Annotated in this window: 15 protein-coding genes and 1 other annotated feature; of the genes, 6 read left to right on the forward strand and 9 right to left on the reverse strand. The window is 36.9% G+C overall.

Annotated features, from left to right (window positions below; all coding sequences use genetic code 11):
• Window positions 1–70: 70 nt before the first annotated feature.
• Window positions 71–1,486, reverse strand: a complete 1,416-nt coding sequence (locus G4Z05_RS06795) for a sensor domain-containing diguanylate cyclase (protein ID WP_163251126.1) — start codon at window positions 1,484–1,486, stop codon at window positions 71–73.
• A gap of 400 nt (window positions 1,487–1,886) precedes the next feature.
• Here G4Z05_RS06795 and rpsD point away from each other — a divergent pair, with 400 nt between their 5' ends.
• Complete coding sequence (gene rpsD, locus G4Z05_RS06800) at window positions 1,887–2,489, forward strand: 30S ribosomal protein S4 (RefSeq protein WP_163251127.1); 603 nt, start codon at window positions 1,887–1,889, stop codon at window positions 2,487–2,489.
• A 250-nt stretch (window positions 2,490–2,739) separates the two neighbouring features.
• Here the strand turns inward: rpsD and G4Z05_RS06805 are convergent, their stop codons facing one another.
• Window positions 2,740–3,063, reverse strand: coding sequence for an AzlD domain-containing protein (locus G4Z05_RS06805; RefSeq protein ID WP_163251128.1), 324 nt, complete (start codon window positions 3,061–3,063; stop codon window positions 2,740–2,742).
• Window positions 3,060–3,785: an AzlC family ABC transporter permease gene (locus tag G4Z05_RS06810; RefSeq protein WP_163251129.1), complete on the reverse strand. Its 726-nt coding sequence runs from the start codon at window positions 3,783–3,785 to the stop codon at window positions 3,060–3,062. Before G4Z05_RS06810 ends, G4Z05_RS06805 begins: the two co-directional genes overlap by 4 nt.
• A gap of 99 nt (window positions 3,786–3,884) precedes the next feature.
• On the opposite strand from G4Z05_RS06810, the gene G4Z05_RS06815 reads away from it, so the two are divergent.
• Window positions 3,885–4,436 (forward strand): helix-turn-helix domain-containing protein, encoded by a 552-nt coding sequence (locus G4Z05_RS06815; RefSeq protein WP_163251130.1) that lies wholly within the window; start codon window positions 3,885–3,887, stop codon window positions 4,434–4,436.
• A gap of 1,014 nt (window positions 4,437–5,450) precedes the next feature.
• On the opposite strand, the gene G4Z05_RS06820 is transcribed toward G4Z05_RS06815, so the two are convergent.
• Window positions 5,451–8,201, reverse strand: coding sequence for a transglycosylase domain-containing protein (locus G4Z05_RS06820; RefSeq protein ID WP_163251131.1), 2,751 nt, complete (start codon window positions 8,199–8,201; stop codon window positions 5,451–5,453).
• Window positions 8,202–8,339: 138 nt separating this feature from the next.
• Window positions 8,340–8,558: a binding site (T-box leader), on the forward strand.
• 41 nt (window positions 8,559–8,599) lie between these two features.
• Here G4Z05_RS06820 and tyrS point away from each other — a divergent pair.
• Entirely contained in the window at window positions 8,600–9,853 is a 1,254-nt protein-coding gene (gene tyrS, locus G4Z05_RS06825) for a tyrosine--tRNA ligase (RefSeq protein WP_163251132.1), read from the forward strand.
• A 272-nt stretch (window positions 9,854–10,125) separates the two neighbouring features.
• Here the strand turns inward: tyrS and acsA are convergent, their stop codons facing one another.
• Window positions 10,126–11,844, reverse strand: coding sequence for an acetate--CoA ligase (acsA, locus tag G4Z05_RS06830; RefSeq protein ID WP_163251133.1), 1,719 nt, complete (start codon window positions 11,842–11,844; stop codon window positions 10,126–10,128).
• 218 nt (window positions 11,845–12,062) lie between these two features.
• Between acsA and G4Z05_RS06835 the strand changes: the two genes are divergently transcribed.
• Genes G4Z05_RS06835 through G4Z05_RS06845 form a run of 3 tightly spaced genes read left to right on the forward strand, consistent with a single transcriptional unit; the run spans window position 12,063 to window position 14,539 of the window.
• The gene (locus G4Z05_RS06835) at window positions 12,063–12,695 is read left to right on the forward strand and encodes a GNAT family N-acetyltransferase (RefSeq protein WP_163251134.1); all 633 of its coding nucleotides are present in this window, start codon (window positions 12,063–12,065) and stop codon (window positions 12,693–12,695) included.
• Window positions 12,696–12,722: 27 nt separating this feature from the next.
• Window positions 12,723–13,370, forward strand: coding sequence for an acetoin utilization AcuB family protein (locus G4Z05_RS06840; RefSeq protein ID WP_163251135.1), 648 nt, complete (start codon window positions 12,723–12,725; stop codon window positions 13,368–13,370).
• Window positions 13,367–14,539 (forward strand): acetoin utilization protein AcuC, encoded by a 1,173-nt coding sequence (locus G4Z05_RS06845; RefSeq protein ID WP_163251136.1) that lies wholly within the window; start codon window positions 13,367–13,369, stop codon window positions 14,537–14,539. The genes G4Z05_RS06840 and G4Z05_RS06845 overlap by 4 nt, the downstream gene beginning before the upstream one ends.
• Before the next feature lie 36 nt (window positions 14,540–14,575).
• Here G4Z05_RS06845 and ccpA read toward each other — a convergent pair whose 3' ends face one another.
• The 4 genes from ccpA to G4Z05_RS06865 form a co-directional block, all read right to left on the reverse strand.
• Window positions 14,576–15,580, reverse strand: coding sequence for a catabolite control protein A (ccpA, locus tag G4Z05_RS06850; protein WP_163251137.1), 1,005 nt, complete (start codon window positions 15,578–15,580; stop codon window positions 14,576–14,578).
• A gap of 236 nt (window positions 15,581–15,816) precedes the next feature.
• On the reverse strand, window positions 15,817–16,893 hold the full coding sequence (locus G4Z05_RS06855; protein WP_038536751.1) for a bifunctional 3-deoxy-7-phosphoheptulonate synthase/chorismate mutase: 1,077 nt from the start codon (window positions 16,891–16,893) through the stop codon (window positions 15,817–15,819).
• Between the two features lie 229 nt (window positions 16,894–17,122).
• Window positions 17,123–17,455, reverse strand: a complete 333-nt coding sequence (ytxJ, locus tag G4Z05_RS06860) for a bacillithiol system redox-active protein YtxJ (RefSeq protein WP_163251138.1) — start codon at window positions 17,453–17,455, stop codon at window positions 17,123–17,125.
• Window positions 17,456–17,547: 92 nt separating this feature from the next.
• Window positions 17,548–18,012 carry a YtxH domain-containing protein gene (locus G4Z05_RS06865; RefSeq protein WP_163251139.1) on the reverse strand — a complete coding sequence of 155 codons (465 nt, stop codon included), beginning with the start codon at window positions 18,010–18,012 and terminating at the stop codon, window positions 17,548–17,550.
• Window positions 18,013–18,014 lie beyond the last annotated feature (2 nt).

The following is an 18,014-nucleotide window of genomic DNA, read 5'->3' on the forward strand; positions in this document are numbered from 1 at the left end:
TAAAATTTTATCTATTCTTGTATCAGGCACTCCTAATCTGAGTGCCTATAAAACTAATTTAATTTCATCTTTAGCCAGCCTTTATGTTGCCTGATTGGGCAACAACTTTATTTTTCCCGCTACGTTTCGCAAGGTAAAGAGCTTCGTCCGCTCGCTTAAATAGTGATTGATAAGAATCCTTATAGTCCTTATGCCAATGAGAAACGCCACAAGAGATGGTAACATGTGGCTTGGATGCTTGTGCTACCTTTTCAACCAGCCTTTGAGCAACAGCTACTGCTTCTTCAAGTGACACCTTCGGAAGATAAATGGCAAGCTCTTCTCCTCCCCATCTTGCACCCACATCTTGATTTCGAATGCAGGATTTAATTAATCTTGCTACTTGAATAAGGATCTCATCTCCAATTTGGTGGCCATACTTATCATTGATTCCTTTAAAATCGTCAATATCAATAATAATAAAAGCACCTTGTTCATCTTCCATCATTGACTTTTCTATTTTTTCATCGAGAAATTTCCTAGAGTTAAGTTTTGTTAGGTGGTCCGTGATTACTATTCTTTTTAATTCCTCCCGAAGCATCGAATTAATGATGGCTAACGAGGAATGCTGCACAAGTGTTTGAAATAACTTAAACGAATCAAAAGGAAAGAAAAACGGTTTTTGATGCATCACTACGGCAAAGCCGCGGACAGCTCCCCTATAAATGACCGGGACAGCCATAATCGATTGAAAACTTTTACTGCTTATTGTATGAAGATTTAAATCACCTATAAATAGTGACTCATTTTCCCGTAGAATCTCCTTCTTTATATAATCAATATAGATTGGCGCCTGTTTAGTAAAAAAGAACGAAGTTGTACCCGGGAGTATTTTCACAGTCCTTTGATCCTCAGGGAGCAGGAAAAAACCAATTTCTTGTCCATCAAAAGCCGTTTTTAGTTGGTTTGAAAGATATGGCAAAGCCTCTGCCAATTGCAAATTAGAATTTAACATTTTGGATGTTTCATTCAGAAGTTTTAAGTTTAAAATAATTTGCTGTGAGTGACGAAAAAGAAGGGCATTTTCAATGGCATTTCCCGCACTACCGGCAAATAATGATATGTATTCGATTTCATATCTTTTGAAATTGTCTGTAATGGGTGCAATCATTTGCAGTACCCCATATACCGCTTGTTTTCCTTTTAGTGGAACGTATAAAACTGTATGATCATCCAAATGCTCCAATTCCATTATGCCTGTTCCATACACCTTTACTGCAGCAATATTTTCACTGTCATAATCAATTTCTGTTATTGGGAGATCATTGTGGCAATAAGTTACCTGCGATAAAAACAAGTTATACGAAAAATTAGGAAATTCCTCTCGGAGAAAAACGAATAATTCACTCAAAAGGGCTTCCATATCCAAAAATGAATGGAGCTTTTCCGTTACAAAATATAATTTTTTATATACCTCAACTTGTAAATCCTTATCAAGCGTATCCATACCATCTCCACCTAAGTATTTATAGCAAACAGTTAGTTCCAAATATATACATCATAACTAATTATAGTTAATTAATAGTACTTTTGAAATATATATTTATACAAATTTTCATTTTTTTCTAATAGTCATTTCAAATACCATAGAAATCTTTTTCAAAAAAACTTGACGATTCATGAATAAAAATCATATAATATTCTTTGTGTAAAATATTGCAGCCTATTGAAACAACTTTAATACGTACATTTTGTTCCTCATGAGAAATTTGAATATATTTCTTATGATGGTGCATCGCGTAACCCTCAGCTGCTAGGGCGAAGGTGCATGAAAACAAAATGGCTATTATCGATGTTTCAGAGCGGTTTTTATTTTACCAAAATAAAAACACGAAGGAGGAGTCTTCATGGCTCGTTATACCGGCCCAAGCTGGAAATTATCTCGTCGTCTTGGAATTTCTCTAAGCGGCACAGGTAAAGAATTAGAAAAGCGTCCTTACGCTCCTGGACAACATGGTCCAAACCAACGCAAAAAGCTTTCTGAATACGGATTGCAATTGCAAGAAAAGCAAAAACTTCGTCATATGTACGGAGTAAATGAGCGTCAATTCCGCAACCTATTTGAAAAAGCAGGTAAATTAGGCGGCGTTCATGGCGAAAACTTCATGATCCTTCTTGAATCTCGCCTTGATAACCTAGTTTATCGTCTAGGTCTTGCACGTACTCGCCGTGCTGCTCGTCAGTTAGTAAACCACGGTCATATTTTAGTTGATGGTTCTCGCGTTGACATTCCATCATACCGTGTTACTCCTGGCCAAACAATTAGTGTACGTGAAAAATCACGCAACCTTGCAGTAATTAAGGAAGCAATTGAAGCTAATAACTTCGTTCCTGATTACTTAACATTTGACGCAGATAAATTAGAAGGTACTTTCACTCGCTTACCAGAGCGTTCTGAATTGCCTGCTGAAATCAACGAAACATTAATCGTTGAGTTCTACTCTCGTTAATATTTGTACTCATCGAAGCGTGACATTAAAAGCCCTAAAAACCTTGTTGCATCAAGGTTTTGGGGCTTTTTATTTTGCTCACCATACAAAAAAAGCATAAAATGGAATTGGGGCAAGTATCAAAACGATAAAAAATAATTATGGCGGCGTGTGTATACAAATAGGTAAGTAACAATTTTCCACGATTAAAAAAAGGACCCTCTTATTAAACAAACGCACTCCGTTACTTTAAGTGTATTTTTTTACAATTTTAAAACAAGAACCTAACAGTAGCCATACACACTATGCCCACTATAACTGTAACGGACAAACTCTTCGACCATATGGCTACAATAAGAGTTGGTATAATTGCAGCAAGAACACTCCAATCAATCGATAGTAATGATTCATTTTCGATGATAAAGCTATCAACGATTAGTGCAGCAAAAATACAAATAGGGATAAATGAAAGCCATTTGACCACAATTTTCGGGAGCTCAATATTTCTTATAACTATAAATGGAATAATTCTTGGAATAAAGGTTACAATAGCACACCCTAAAATGACTAATAAAACGGATAAATTAATACTCATTTGTCTTTTACCACTCCAATGGTTGCAACGATTATTGTCGATAAGATAATTGCTACATAAGATGGAACAAGCATACATAGGACCAGCATCAATAAAACTACATAAACAATTAATGATAAATAAAACTTCAATCTACCTTGATCAATATTTTGTAATTGTAAAACAAGCAATGCCAAAAACATAGCTGTTAAAGAGAAATCTAATCCAAATGCTTCTGGATTTGAAATCCATTTACCAAAGATAGCACCCAACATACAAGATAAAATCCAGAATATATAAGCTGTTACATTCAGTCCATTCATCCATTGAGCACTCATCCCTTCTTTTTTTGCAATTTTATTAATGGCTACACCAAATGACTCATCTGTTACAAGAGCTCCGATACCAATATTTTTCATTAAAGAATATTTTGTAAAGTGGGGAGCCAATGTCATACTTAATAAAAGATTCCGCAAATTCACTATAAAAGTTGTAAATAAAATGACTGAAATAGGACTTCCTGATACTAACAGTGCACAAATAATAAATTGAGATGCACCAGCATAAACTAATGCCGATAAAAGAGTAACTTCTAAAATACTTAGATTTGATGAAGCTCCAACAATCCCCGCAGCAATTCCAATGCTGATATAACCAATTAAAGTAGGAATACAATCTTTTACTCCTTGTAAATATGTAGGAAGAGTTTCTTCGCTATTTATTTCGTTTGCTAATTCATTCATATTTGCACCACCTTTTAATCTGTTATATTAAACGTATGTATGTTATATTGTATGCATGTATGTTATAATAACCATAAAAAAGAGTCAAGGAGATTTTTTATGGAGTTCATTCAAGAGGTTATAGCTAATAATCTTGCCCAAATAAGAAAAACGCGAGGATTGAGCTTAGATAAGGTAGCAGAACTGACTGGAGTAAGTAAAGCAATGTTAGCTCAAATTGAAAATGGAAAATCAAATCCGACTGTCACTACTCTCTGGAAAATTGCAAATGGGTTACAAGTATCTTTTTCTGCTTTTTTAAAGGAAACGGAAAAGCCACAAATTGAAAAAATAAACATCAATCAACTGAACCCATTGATAGATGATGATGGAAATTATCTTGTATATTCCGTTTTCCCATTTCATCCAGAAAAAAAGTTTGAAATTTTCACTGTAGACCTAAAACCTGGTTTTAGTCATAAATCCGAAAAGCATTTAGGTGAGGAATATGTACTTATACAACGAGGTACACTTACACTCGATGTTCAAGGTGAGAAGTTTGAATTAAACACTGATGAGACTATTAAATTTAACGCAAATACTGAACACATTTATATAAACTCTTCTGATGAACTGGTTAGATTCTATTTAATTATCTCTTATCCCGACTAATATCTATGTCTATTTTCTAGATTAAATTAATAAAAGTTGCGTGAACAATACGCAACTTTTATTAAACTAACCTGCCCGTTAGCCCAATAAGTGACTGTTCTTATTGGGCAATCGCATCCATCATTAGTTTAAGTACAATACTTCACTATTTTATTTTACACCATCATAAACTTAATACTTTTTTGTTATCGGATTCAAATAGAGCATTCCTTATTGAAGTGTCGCTTGATGGTGTTACCATGCATAGATTACGTCACACCCATTGTACGATTTTATGAATATAGTGGTTAAAATGTGAAAGTCATTGCCGAACGGTTAGGACATACACCACAAGAGAATTTAAAACTTACGGTCACGTACTTAAAGAAGCTGAATCAAAATCTGTAGCCCTTTTTAATCAAGTTTTAGAGGCAAATGGGGCAAACTTTGGGGCAAGTAATTTATAAATAAGGGCTTTTAATGTCATTGAGTTCTATACTCTCGTTAATAAAATTGGATTGTATAGTCCAACATGTAATTGCCCTAAAACCTTGATAAACAAGGTTTTAGGGCTTTTTCTTTTATTATGAAATTATACTAGGACAAAATATAAAAATGTATATTCAAAAATAAATAATTAGAAAAAAATAATGAAATAAAACAACTTTAGATACACCGAAAAACAATTTGTTTATATCGTATTTTAATAAGACGGTCGAAAAAAATAATAGATAATATAGGTAAAAAGAGAAAGATAGAACAACAAGAGAGACTTGTAGTAAACACTCTCTCTTGTTTATACTATCTATTCATTAATAGAAGGAGCTCCCATCAAAGGGATTGGTTTTATAAATTTTTTTAATGTGATCTCAAATTATTCTTCTATATCTTCTATATCCTGTTTTAGATTTTGCTCCAACTGAATGAACTCTCTTACGATATAAATTTTGTAGAACTCTTATAAAAATTTATATCTGCAAAAGACCCTCACCATTTAGTGAGGGTCTTTCTTTTAACTATAAATCAGACTTTGGTTCATGTATCATTTTCAGCCCGAATTTCAACATAATTAGATGGAGCAGATTCATTTCCAGCAATATCAACAGCGGTCACATAATAAATACCATTTCCTGCTTGATAAGATAAGCTCTCACCACTCTTAATGCTAGCAATTTTATTCACTGATTCGCTTACTTGATATACACGATATCCAACAACATCCTTATCCGACACCGCAGTCCACTTCAACGTATTATTTGCCACACTTACAATCACACTATCCGGTTTCTTTCCGTTATCGGACATCTTGTTGGCACTAGAAGGAAGAACTTTTTCCCACTTATCTGTATTTGGAATTAACTGGTTCATTTGATTGAAATCCTTACCAACCATCCGTTCAATAAAATCAGGATTTAAAATAACACCCGCTTGAACAAATTCATCCGGAGTAGAGTCCATTGCTAAATACTTTTTGTCCCCTATTGTGACGAATTTTCCTTCAATAAGGCTGTCATCAACTTTTGTTGGAACAGCGTTCACATGAAAATAATCACTTTCAACTAATCCAGCTTTTGAACAAGCCTCAGAAGGCAGTAAGCCTGAAACCGCACAATAATTTCGTTTTACAATACCTTCAGGCATTTCAAAAGACTCTTTTGGCGCAATTAAGTCAGGTCTTATTTTATATGCCGCATTGATTAATGCCGCCCAAAGATTATTTGTCCTCTGATTATAGGCCATTCCTGAGCTTTTCAACGATTTTGGCGTATCATATCCAGTCCAAATCCCAAATGTAACGTTAGGATTTGTTGCCACAAACCAGGAATCGTGAAAATCATTACCTGTTCCTGTTTTTCCTGCCCAATCTGCCTTGAAGGCCAATTTGCTTTTTACTCCGGCGGCTGTCCCATTTTGAATGACATCACGCATCATATCAATAGTTAAATAAGCAGTCTGTGGTTTAAACACATCCACCGGCTTAACTTGGTGCTGATAAATTGTTTTTCCATTTTTATCAACAATTTTCTCAATTAGATAGGCATCAATAAATTTTCCACCATTAGCAAAGGTACTAAAAGCATTTGTGTTTTCTTCTACTGTTACCCCCGCCTCCATTGCTCCAAGCGCGGTAGATAGATTGGTATAATCCGGCTTTTTCAAGGACGTGAAGCCCATTTTTTCTAAATATTTTGCTGGCTGCTGCTCAATAATTTGCGTATATAATTTTACTGCTGGCACATTATAGGATTTTGCCAAGGCATCCCTTGCTGAAACTAAGCCCCTGTACCGTCGATCATAGTTATATGGCCATGGAGTGCTCCTGCTTCGATCCAATCGTAATTGAACATCTGGCAGTACGGTTCCTGGTGATGCTATACCAAGTTCAATCGCTGGAGCATACACAAGGAGCGGCTTCATCGTCGAACCGTTCGGGCGAATGGAACTTGTGGCATGATTTAGTTCTTGTCTGTTATGGTCTCTCCCTGCCACAAAGCTAATAATTTTTCCCGTTTTATTTTCAATTAAAGTGGCACCAACCTCAACAGGCTCCATAACATTCATCTTTTCCCCAGTTTCTGGATCGATTTTCTCTTGAAGTTTATCCGGACCGTAATGTTTATACTGATCTTTGACCTGTTGCATCACATCAAATATTTCTTTGTCAATGGTCGTATGAATTTGGTACCCGTTTTGCCGTAAATCATTTCGTGCCATTGCCTTATATTTGTAATAAAGGTTTTCATTCTTCCTTACATCCTGTTCAGAAATGCCGTCTTTTTTCGCTAGTACCGTTATTAGAGCATCAATGGCTCGCTTCTCAATTTCAACTGTCAGCCAAGGATACTTATCCGTCGAGCTCGGCTGTGGCGCAATAAAATCTTTTGTAATATCATACTGAAGTGCCTCTTGATACTCCTTTTGATTGATATAGCCACTGGCATACATTCTGTTTAAAACTGTTTTCATTCTTGTTAGCCCTGGTTTTAAATTTGATTTTAGATCCCCTTTATTTGTAAAAGGTGTGTATCCAAATGGGCTTTGTGGCAATCCGGCAATAAATGCCGCTTGCGGAAGAGTCAATTCGCTTACATCTTTCCCAAATATCCCTTTTGCTGCTGCTTGAACTCCGGCAATATTCCTACCTGAAGAATTCCTTCCAAAGGCCGCCACATTTAAATACGCTTCCAATATTTCTTTTTTATCAAAAAATTTCTCTAGCCTTAGAGCAAGTAAGATTTCAATTGCCTTTCTCTGAAAAGAAACTTCGTTTGTTAATATTTGATTTTTGATTAACTGCTGTGTTAAAGTACTTCCCCCAGATTGAACGGGAGAGTTCGTTACCTCCTGGTAGAGGGCTCGGAAAACAGCTTTTGGAACGACTCCATTATGCCTGTAAAAGTATTCATCCTCCGTAGCGATCACCGCATTAATTAAGTAGTCAGAAACCTGGTCAATTTTAACCTCTTCTCGTTCCAAATCCGACTTAAGCTTTCCTAAATAAACATTATTAGAAAAATATAATTCCGACGTTTCTGTATAATTATAAATATCCTTTTTCATACTGTCATAAGAACGGACTGGTTCATCTTTAACGAGAGATGCAAAATAGCCTGCACCGGCACCGACCACAAAAGCTCCTCCTAAAATTACGACAGTAAGAAGGAGAAGGAACAAATTCCATAATACTTGATAGGTTATTCGGGCACCTTTTACCGTTTTTTTATTCGTTATCAAGCCAATCGCACTTTTAGCTTGCTCCAACCACTTCCTCCATTTTTTATTCATAGCATCACCTCTATTAAAATCATTCTCATTATAGCATATGGTAGGAACAAAAAATGACAAGGTTCTACATTTCTAAAATTCCCATTTGACATAGGGGCCAATGTATGTTAAAAATGCTGTAAGTTGATATTATTAAAGTTAAAGGCTATGAAGGGAACCGATTTGTAGTTCTTCTATCCCTGTTTATTTAGAGAGGCAGCGGTCGGTGCAAGCTGCTACAAATAGAAGAATGAATTACATCCCAGAGCTTTCTCTGTGAAAGGACTAGTAGCAGAGACCGGTTATAACCGTTATTTTGTTTGAGTTGGAGGATTCTATTCCTCAAGCTGGGTGGTACCGCGATGATTCGTCCCTGCATGCTGCAGGGGCGTTTTTATTTTTGAATGGAGGTCTTGAAGATGGAATTATTAGAGGATTTAAAATGGCGAGGTATTATTTATCAACAAACAGATGAGGAAGGATTAAAAGCGCTCTTAGAAAAAGAAAAAATCTCCCTCTATTGTGGAACAGATCCAAGTGCTGATAGCTTGCATATTGGCCATTTAGTACCATTTTTAACGTTAAAAAGATTTCAGCAACATGGCCATCGTCCGATTGTATTAGTCGGCGGTGCTACTGGACTAATTGGGGATCCTAGTGGAAAAAGTGAAGAACGAAAGTTGCAAACAATAGAAGCGGTTCAAAAAAATGCGGAAAGCATTAAAAAGCAGCTGGCTGCTATATTTAATTTTGAAGGGGAAAATGGCGCCATCATGGTGAATAACTATGATTGGACCTCTTCCATGAATGTGATTACTTTCTTGCGTGATATTGGAAAGCATATTGGGATTAACTATATGTTGGCTAAAGATACCATTGCTTCCCGACTTGAAACAGGCATTTCCTTTACGGAATTTACCTACACAATCTTACAGGCAATGGATTTTAACTATTTATATGACCATTATGATTGTAAATTGCAAATTGGTGGCAGTGATCAATGGGGAAATATTACCTCTGGATTGGAATTAATCCGAAAAATGCATACGGAAGAGACAAAAGCATTCGGTCTGACAATTCCACTTGTCACAAAAGCAGATGGAACAAAGTTTGGTAAAACGGAAGGCGGCGCAATATGGCTCGATCCGGAAAAAACTACTCCATATGAGTTTTACCAATTCTGGATAAATACAGCGGATGCAGATGTAGTGAAATACTTGAAATACTTCACATTCTTAACACGTGAAGAAATCGAGCAATTAGAAGTAAGTGTACAAGAAGAACCGCATCTTCGCAAAGCACAAAAAGCATTAGCCGAAGAGATGACCCGTCTGATCCATGGGGAAGAAGCATTGCAACAAGCCATAAAAATTTCACAAGCATTATTTAGTGGCGACGTGAAAAACCTTACAGCCACTGAGATTAGACAAGGCTTTAAGGAAATGCCGAGCTACGAAGCTGCAGGGGAAGAAAATCTAGTCGACCTTTTAGTGGCTGCAAAAATATCTCCATCCAAGCGACAAGCCCGTGAAGATATTACAAATGGAGCCATTTCAGTTAATGGTGAAAAAGTAACCGATTCTACCTATGTTTTACAGGAAAAGGACCGAATTGAAGGCCAGTTTACGATTATCAGAAGAGGCAAGAAGAAGTATACGTTGATCAAGTATTAATGTAAAAGGATTTTGGGAACTGAATATCCCAAAATCCTTTTTTATGGGTTATAAGAGAAAATTTTCTATAGGAATAATCAAATAGGAAAATGACGAAATAAAATACCTTTTCATACGAATTCATTCATTTATTGTTATAAGCAATAAGAATACAAAAAGGCCTTAACCCTATCGAAATAGAGTTAAAGCCGCCTAGATTATAGTTTATTTTCTTTCTAGTCTACAATAATCGTTTACCAAGAATGTGCGATGGTGTTTTCTTTACATTGCTATTAATCTTCCATCGTAGAAAGATCGCCGGTTGGCAAGTTCAGCTCCCATGCTTTTAAAACACGTCTCATAATTTTACCGCTTCGGGTTTTTGGCAACTTATCACGGAAATCAATTTCACGTGGAGCTGCATGAGCGGCCAGACCTTTTTTCACAAATTGCCGAATATCCTCTTTGAGCTCTTCTGAAGGCTCATAACCTGCACGCAATGCAACAAACGCTTTAATAATTTCCCCGCGGACCGGATCTGGCTTTCCAATAACACCTGCTTCTGCCACAGCCGGATGTTCAACGAGCTTGCTTTCTACTTCAAACGGTCCTACCCGTTCACCCGATGTCATGATGACATCATCGACACGACCTTGGAACCAGAAATACCCATCTTCATCCATGTAGGCAGAATCTCCAGAAACGTACCAGTCGCCTGGCATGAAGTAAGATTCATATTTCTCTGGATTGTTCCAGATCGTATGCATCATGGATGGCCAGCCTTTCTTAATAGCAAGATTCCCCATTCGATACGGAGGAAGTTCATTTCCTTGATTATCAACGATTGCTGCAACTACACCCGGAATTGGTTTCCCCATCGAACCAGGCTTAATTTCCATACAAGGGTAGTTACTAATCAGCTGAGCACCCGTTTCTGTCATCCACCAGTTATCATGAATTCGCTTATTAAATACTTTCGCTCCCCATTTCACTACTTCAGGATTTAATGGTTCACCTACACTTAAAATATGACGAAGGCTGCTTAAATCAAATTGTTTAACCAGCTCATCTCCTGCTCCCATTAACATACGGAAGGCTGTCGGCGCACTGTACCACACTGTTACTCCGAAATCCTCAATCGTTTGGTACCAAGCTTCAGGGCTGAAACGTCCACCCACAATCACATTTGACGTTCCTGTCAGCCAAGGTCCGAAAATTCCATAAGATGTTCCAGTCACCCAGCCAGGGTCTGCCGTACACCAATAAACATCATCTTCTTTTAAGTCTAGTACCCATTTTGCCGTTTGATAATGTTGAATCATTGCATTATGTACATGCAGTACTCCTTTTGGCTTGCCGGTAGAACCAGAGGTATAATGGAGAATCAGTCCGTCCGTTCTTTCAACCCACTCAATTTTAAGCTCTTTACTTGCTTTTTCAAATTTCTCCAGAAAGTCAATAATTTGGCCGTTTTCTTCTACGTTTTTTCCGACTACGAAAATATGCTTTAATGCCGGTAAGTCTTGTACTGGAACACGCTCTAATAACTCTGGTGTTGTCACTAATACTTTTGCTTCACTGTCTTGCAAACGGTCTCTGACTGCCCCTTCCATAAACGCCTCAAACAAAGGACCAACTATAGCTCCAAGTTTAATTGCACCCAGTACTGTAAAGTAAAGTTCTGGAGAACGGGGCATGAAAATAAATACACGATCTCCCTTTTCTACATCCCCATAATTTTTTAATACATTTCCCGCTTTGTTCGAAAGTTCTTTCATTTCCTTGAAGGTATACTTTTCATTTCTCGAAGCGTCACGATAATATAGGGCTACCTTGTTTTTTCGGAACGTGCTTGCATGTCGGTCAATCGCTTCATAAGCCATATTCATTAGACCGGTTTCACTCCAAGTGAATGCTTTTTCAGCCTCTTTCCAGTCAAAGTTCTTATAGGTTTCTTCATAATTTTTTAAATTATAATCACCTTGAACAACTGGTAACGCTTCCACTTTCATTAAATCTCCCCCTTTGTTGTATTTGAGAATATTATAGTACAAACTTACACTATTCACAATTTTTAAAAAATATTTTTTCTAAAAATTACTATTTTCCTATTTACAGTAAAACATACAGCCTGTTCATTTTAAGAAAATTTTGTGAAAACGCTTTAAAAAAATAAACTTTATGTATAATAGAATTGAAATGTAATAGATTTTTTCCAGGCGGTGACCAAATGGAGCATAAAAAAACTTATAATGCGAAGGAATTAAAAACTCCCTATGGAACATTAATTATAGAAGGTCCTATTTCTTCTGATAAAATTGCGAGCTATGAATTTCATAAAGACTTGGTAGCCTTTCGACCACCAGATCAGCAACATAAGGCATTAATTGAAATTGCTAATCTTAACGAAGGAAGAATTATTATTGCTCGTCATCAGAATACAATTGTGGGCTATGTCACATTTTTATACCCTGACCCACTAGAACGATGGTCGGAAGGAAAAATGGATAATTTAATCGAATTAGGTGCAATTGAAGTCATTCCACAATTTAGAGGTTGTTCGGTCGGTAAAAACCTTCTCATTGTATCCATGATGGACGATGCTATGGAGGATTACATTATAATCACAACGGAATATTATTGGCATTGGGACCTAAAAGGAACTGGATTAAATGTGTGGGAATATCGAAAAGTCATGGAAAAAATGATGAATGCCGGAGGGCTAGAATGGTTTGCAACGGATGACCCAGAAATATGTTCCCATCCAGCCAATTGCTTAATGGCTAAAATCGGAAAACGTGTGGATACTGAGTCCATTCAAAAATTCGACCGCCTACGGTTTATGAACCGTTTCATGTATTAAGGCGACCTGAACGCGAGGTGATATAAAATGATAGTGGAAGAAATTATGAAGTCGGATGTAGCTACACTTTCTCCAACTGATACCATTGCAGATGCGATGGCGTTAATGGAGTTAAGAAAAATCCGTCACATTCCCATTATTAACAATGAGCAACATTTGGTGGGGCTTGTAACAATTGCAAAAATTAGAGAAGCCACCCCATCCATTTTTCACGCGAATGAACATCCAGAAATATTAAAAAAGCCGTTGGAAACAATTATGGAAAAAAACGTTATTACCGGCCATCCTCTCGATTTCGTAGAAGAAACTGCTGCCCTTTTCTATGAGCATAAAATTAGCTGTATACCCATTATTAATAATAGAAAGCTAGTCGGAATTGTAACGGAAACGGATTTATTGCGGACGATGATCGAGTTAACGGGTGTCCATCAACCTAGTTCACAAATTGAAATCCGAGTTCCAAATATTTCAGGTGTCCTATGTGAAATTGCCGGAATAATCCGGAATCGACATGCCAATATTTTAAGTGTCCTAGTTTATCCGGATAAAAAGGATGATCAATACAAAATTCTCGTCATCAGGCTACAAATGATGAATCCAACAGGCCTAATACAAGAATTGAAGGATGCGGGTTATCAAGTTTTATGGCCGAATCTTCCGGGGATTTCTCAATGAAAGACCGTTGCTGCTTTATTTTTTCAGAGGATTTGCTGAACTATAAATTCAGCAACCATCATCCTTTTAACCAACTCCGGCTTAAACTAACTGTAGACTTACTAAAGAAAATGAGCGCGTTAGATACAGATCATATCATCCCTCCTAGAATGGCAACAGATGAAGAGTTAACCCTCATCCATGATCCAAGCTATATTGAAGCAGTCAAAAAAGCTGGCCGAGGACAACTTCCAAAAGAAATTGCGGAAAACTATGGACTAGGGACTGAAGATACCCCCATATTTCCGAACATGCATGAAGCTAGTGCCCTTCTCGTTGGAGGCACACTTACTGCTGTTGATCAGGTTATGACAGGAAAAGCACTTCATGCTCTTCATTTAGGGGGAGGTCTCCATCATGGATTTCGTGGAAAAGCCTCAGGATTTTGCATATATAATGATAGTTCCGTAGCCATTAAATATTTACAAGAAAAATATAATGCCCGTGTATTATATGTGGATACCGATGCGCACCACGGAGATGGTGTTCAATGGTCTTTTTATGATGACCCAAATGTATGCACTTTATCAATTCACGAAACTGGGCGCTATTTATTTCCTGGGACCGGGAACATTAATGAAAGAGGTCAAGGAGCCGGTTATGGCTTTTCATTTAACATTCCTGTCGATGCGTTTACGGAAGATGAATCATGGCTTTATGTCTACACACATGCACTCCAAGAAGTTGCTGATTTTTTTAAACCAGATGTCATTCTCACCCAAAATGGTGCAGATTCTCATTATTACGATCCCTTATCTCATTTATCTGCCACTATGAAAATCTACCGTGAAATTCCTAAGCTGGCACATCAAATCGCCCATCAATATTGCGGTGGCAAATGGATTGCCGTTGGAGGAGGAGGCTATGATATTTGGCGAGTGGTTCCTCGGGCATGGTCACTTATTTGGTTAGAGATGACTGAAAACTCAGGATGTTTCGGCGATTTACCGAAAGCTTGGATCAACCAATGGCAAAATGCTGCACCAGTGGAATTACCAAAACAATGGGACGATCCTGATGGGATTTATCCTCCAATTCCACGGAAGGCTGAAATAACAGAGAAAAACTTACTCACACTTGAAAAAGCATTATATCCGATTCGACAACATCAAAAAAACAAAATGTTATAAATAGAAACAGGTCGGCGCCATAGCCGACCTGAATTTTTATTCTTTTGTTGATTGGCGGTGTTCAATACGATGTGGTAACACTACAATATGATCTGTAACTTTTTCTTTATTCATGAGCTTTGTCAAAAGACGCATCGCAACTGCACCAATATCATATAACGGTTGGACAATGGTAGTCAGTTGTGGACGAACCATCAAAGAAAGTCTTGTGTTATCAGAGGTGATAACTTCAAAATCATCTGGTATACGATAACCTTTATCTTCAGCACCATGGACAACACCAAGTGCCATTTCATCAGCACCGACAAGAATGGCAGTTGGCCTGTTAGGAAGCTCTAACAGCTTTTCAAAAGCTTCGATTCCAGAATCATACGAATAATCCCCTTCAATGATGAATTCTTCATTAAATGGAATATTGGCTTCTGCTAGTGCTTTTTTATATCCATTTAACTTTTTACTGGTTATATCAGGTTCATAAAGCGGCCCGATTACAAAGGCAATATGCTTATGACCACGATCGATAAATTCCTTTACTGAGTCATATGTTGCCTGTTCATAATCAATATTTACGGATGGAATTTTTTCTGATTCTTCAATGGACCCTGCTAGAACAATTGGAACAGGAGATTTTTCAAATTCTGCTACATGATCAGGAGTGATATTTCCACTCATGAAGACAATTCCGTCTACCTGCTTACCTAGCATGGTATTGAATAAATGCAATTCCTTATCCTTGTTTTGATCAGAATTGCTTAAAATGATATTGTATTTATACATCGTTGCAATATCTTCAATTCCTCGAGCCAATTCTGCAAAAAAGATATTAGAAATATCTGGTATTATCACACCAACTGTTGTTGTTTTTTTACTTGCTAATCCTCTAGCTACTGCATTTGGGCGATACCCTAATCTTTCAATAACTTCTAATACCTTTTTACGGGTAACCGGCTTTACATTGGGATTCCCATTCACTACACGGGAAACCGTTGCCATTGAAACATTCGCTTCACGGGCAACATCATAAATTGTAATATTATTCACTTGTAACACTCTCCTAAATACGAACCTTATTTTTCTTTATTTTGCAGCAGTAATGAAAAATTACTCATGTCCAAAATTAATTTTATTTCGATTTATTTGTGAGATTTTATTCCATCTAAATCATGTATTTAATGATACGACAATAAGGGAAAAGCCGCAATTATCTTGAGCAATAAAATTCATTGAACCTGAAAAAACCCTCTGCATATAAATTGCAGAAGGTTTTCTCATTTAGTTTACACCCGTACGAAATTGGATGCAAGAAGCTCATTATAAAAATGGTCGAATTGTTCAAGGTTCATTTGCTGTTGTGCATCGGATAAAGCAACACGCGGTTCTGGATGAACCTCTGCCATCACTCCATCTGCACCAATGGCGATTGCTGCTTTGGCAGCAGGTAATAGTAAATCTCTTCTACCTGTTGAATGAGTCACATCAACCATAACAGGTAAATGCGTTTCTTGTTTTAAAATTGGCACTGCTGAAATATCAAGTGTATTTCTTGTGGCTCTTTCATACGTTCTAATACCACGCTCACACAAGATGATTTGTCCATTGCCTTGAGCCATAATATATTCAGCCGCATTGATAAATTCTTCGATCGTTGCTGCAAGACCGCGTTTTAATAAGACAGGTTTATTTACTGCCCCTGCAGCTTTTAGTAATTCGAAGTTCTGCATATTTCGAGCACCAATTTGAATCACATCAATATAATCAATGGCCATCTCGATATCAGCTGGGTTAACAATTTCACTTATGACAGCCATATCAAACTCATCTGCCACACGTTTTAATATTTTTAACCCTTCTACTCCTAAACCTTGGAAGTCGTATGGGGAAGTTCTTGGCTTATAAGCTCCGCCTCGTAATAGTTTTAATCCCTTTTCCTTCATGGCTTTCGCCACAGTAGCGACTTGCTCATAGGATTCCACCGCACATGGACCGAAAACAAAGTGCTGTTTGCCGTCCCCGATCAGCTCGCCCTTTACGTTTACAATGGTATTTTCTTTCTTCTTTTTCCTAGAAACTAATAATGCCTTCTCATGATCATCTTTTTGTAAGTTTAAGCTTGCTTTAAAAATCTCTTTAAAGATGTGATCGATGGTTGAGTTTTCAAATGGTCCATCATTATGTTCCTTAATTTTATCAAGCATAATTCGCTCACGGACTGGATCGTAGCGGTAAACTCCTTGGCTTTCTTTTACACGCCCAATCTCTTGGACGAGTCGAGCTCTTTCATTGATTAACCTCAACAGTTCCAAGTTTAGTTCATCTACGCGGTCTCTTAATTGATCTAATTCACTTTTGCTCATCTTTTTCCCCGTCCTTCCATCTTAGTAAAATTAAGTTAGCTCTCTTACATACAAAATTTATAAAAATAAAAATATTTTATAATTAGGGACTATTATAACTGAAAACACAACCCTCTTCAATAATTAAACGCTTTTAAGCACTAAAGTATTTTCCTGTTTATTTGGTTACTTTATTCACATCTAAGCCATATTGTGTGTATTTTGCAAAAATTTCTCCTGTATGTTTTAATTAATGTTCACCATTAATAGCTTGTTCTAAAGACTTCTTCGTTATTTTCCAATGAGACGCATTCCATTCAGCTTTTCCAGTTGAAAATAAAATTGCCTGAGGAGATTCATGTTTAATCGCAAATTTTTCTGCAATTTCATTTGATAATGGTCGTGCCTCCTGTACAGCCAAATAATAAGCTGGAATGGATGGATTTTCCTTAGAAAATTTTTCATATTCATTATAGGCTTCTTGGCTAATTGGACATGTTAAACTGTGCTTTAGAAGATAAAATGTTTCTTCTTTTGTTAATACTTCCTCAAATTGTTCAATCGTATCAATTTTTTTAATCATCTTATAAGCCCTCCCAAAAAAATAAATGGTGAAGTCATTTTATCACTTCACCTGTTTTTTTAACAAATAAACTGTTTTCGTTCTGTAGAACATTAAATCTTAACTTTATTCTCTTCCTCTTCGAAGGCTTTTTGAGTTTCAGCTAATTTTTTTCTAATTACTTCGCTGTCAATGGTTCCTTTATCTTTTTTAGATTTCTTTCCAGAACGTTCCTGCGGATGTTGAAGAGGGATATAAGGAATTTCTGATCCTTCCAGAATTTCCTCCTCATTAGCTTGTTTTCCTGTAACCTTTTTGAATAAATCAGTAGACTGCTGAGCAATTCCTTGTGTAAGGGAAATGGTTTTTGATTTCACATTATCCCGTAATGGAGCTGATTTTTCGATAATTGTATCTGCTTGTCCAGTTATACTTTTACGTATTTCCTTTCCTGATTTCGGTGCTAACAACAGTGCAGCTGCTGCTCCTACCACACCACCAATAATTGCTCCCAGTAAAAAACTGCTTGAAGTAACTTCTTTTCGGGTTTCACGAGCTTCAATTTCCCTTTTTGACATTT

This window comes from Neobacillus thermocopriae (assembly GCF_010975035.1).
GTDB classification, from domain to species: domain Bacteria; phylum Bacillota; class Bacilli; order Bacillales; family Cytobacillaceae; genus Neobacillus; species Neobacillus thermocopriae.

Bases quoted from the DNA above. Each gene is read 5' to 3' on its own strand.
- G4Z05_RS06795 (WP_163251126.1), bottom strand. From the start codon at position 1,486: ATGGATACGCTTGATAAGGATTTACAAGTTGAGGTATATAAAAAATTA.
- rpsD (WP_163251127.1), top strand. From the start codon at position 1,887: ATGGCTCGTTATACCGGCCCAAGCTGGAAATTATCTCGTCGTCTTGGA.
- G4Z05_RS06805 (WP_163251128.1), bottom strand. From the start codon at position 3,063: ATGAGTATTAATTTATCCGTTTTATTAGTCATTTTAGGGTGTGCTATT.
- G4Z05_RS06810 (WP_163251129.1), bottom strand. From the start codon at position 3,785: ATGAATGAATTAGCAAACGAAATAAATAGCGAAGAAACTCTTCCTACA.
- G4Z05_RS06815 (WP_163251130.1), top strand. From the start codon at position 3,885: ATGGAGTTCATTCAAGAGGTTATAGCTAATAATCTTGCCCAAATAAGA.
- G4Z05_RS06820 (WP_163251131.1), bottom strand. From the start codon at position 8,201: ATGAATAAAAAATGGAGGAAGTGGTTGGAGCAAGCTAAAAGTGCGATT.
- tyrS (WP_163251132.1), top strand. From the start codon at position 8,600: ATGGAATTATTAGAGGATTTAAAATGGCGAGGTATTATTTATCAACAA.
- acsA (WP_163251133.1), bottom strand. From the start codon at position 11,844: ATGAAAGTGGAAGCGTTACCAGTTGTTCAAGGTGATTATAATTTAAAA.
- G4Z05_RS06835 (WP_163251134.1), top strand. From the start codon at position 12,063: ATGGAGCATAAAAAAACTTATAATGCGAAGGAATTAAAAACTCCCTAT.
- G4Z05_RS06840 (WP_163251135.1), top strand. From the start codon at position 12,723: ATGATAGTGGAAGAAATTATGAAGTCGGATGTAGCTACACTTTCTCCA.
- G4Z05_RS06845 (WP_163251136.1), top strand. From the start codon at position 13,367: ATGAAAGACCGTTGCTGCTTTATTTTTTCAGAGGATTTGCTGAACTAT.
- G4Z05_RS06855 (WP_038536751.1), bottom strand. From the start codon at position 16,893: ATGAGCAAAAGTGAATTAGATCAATTAAGAGACCGCGTAGATGAACTA.
- ytxJ (WP_163251138.1), bottom strand. From the start codon at position 17,455: ATGATTAAAAAAATTGATACGATTGAACAATTTGAGGAAGTATTAACA.
- G4Z05_RS06865 (WP_163251139.1), bottom strand. From the start codon at position 18,012: ATGTCAAAAAGGGAAATTGAAGCTCGTGAAACCCGAAAAGAAGTTACT.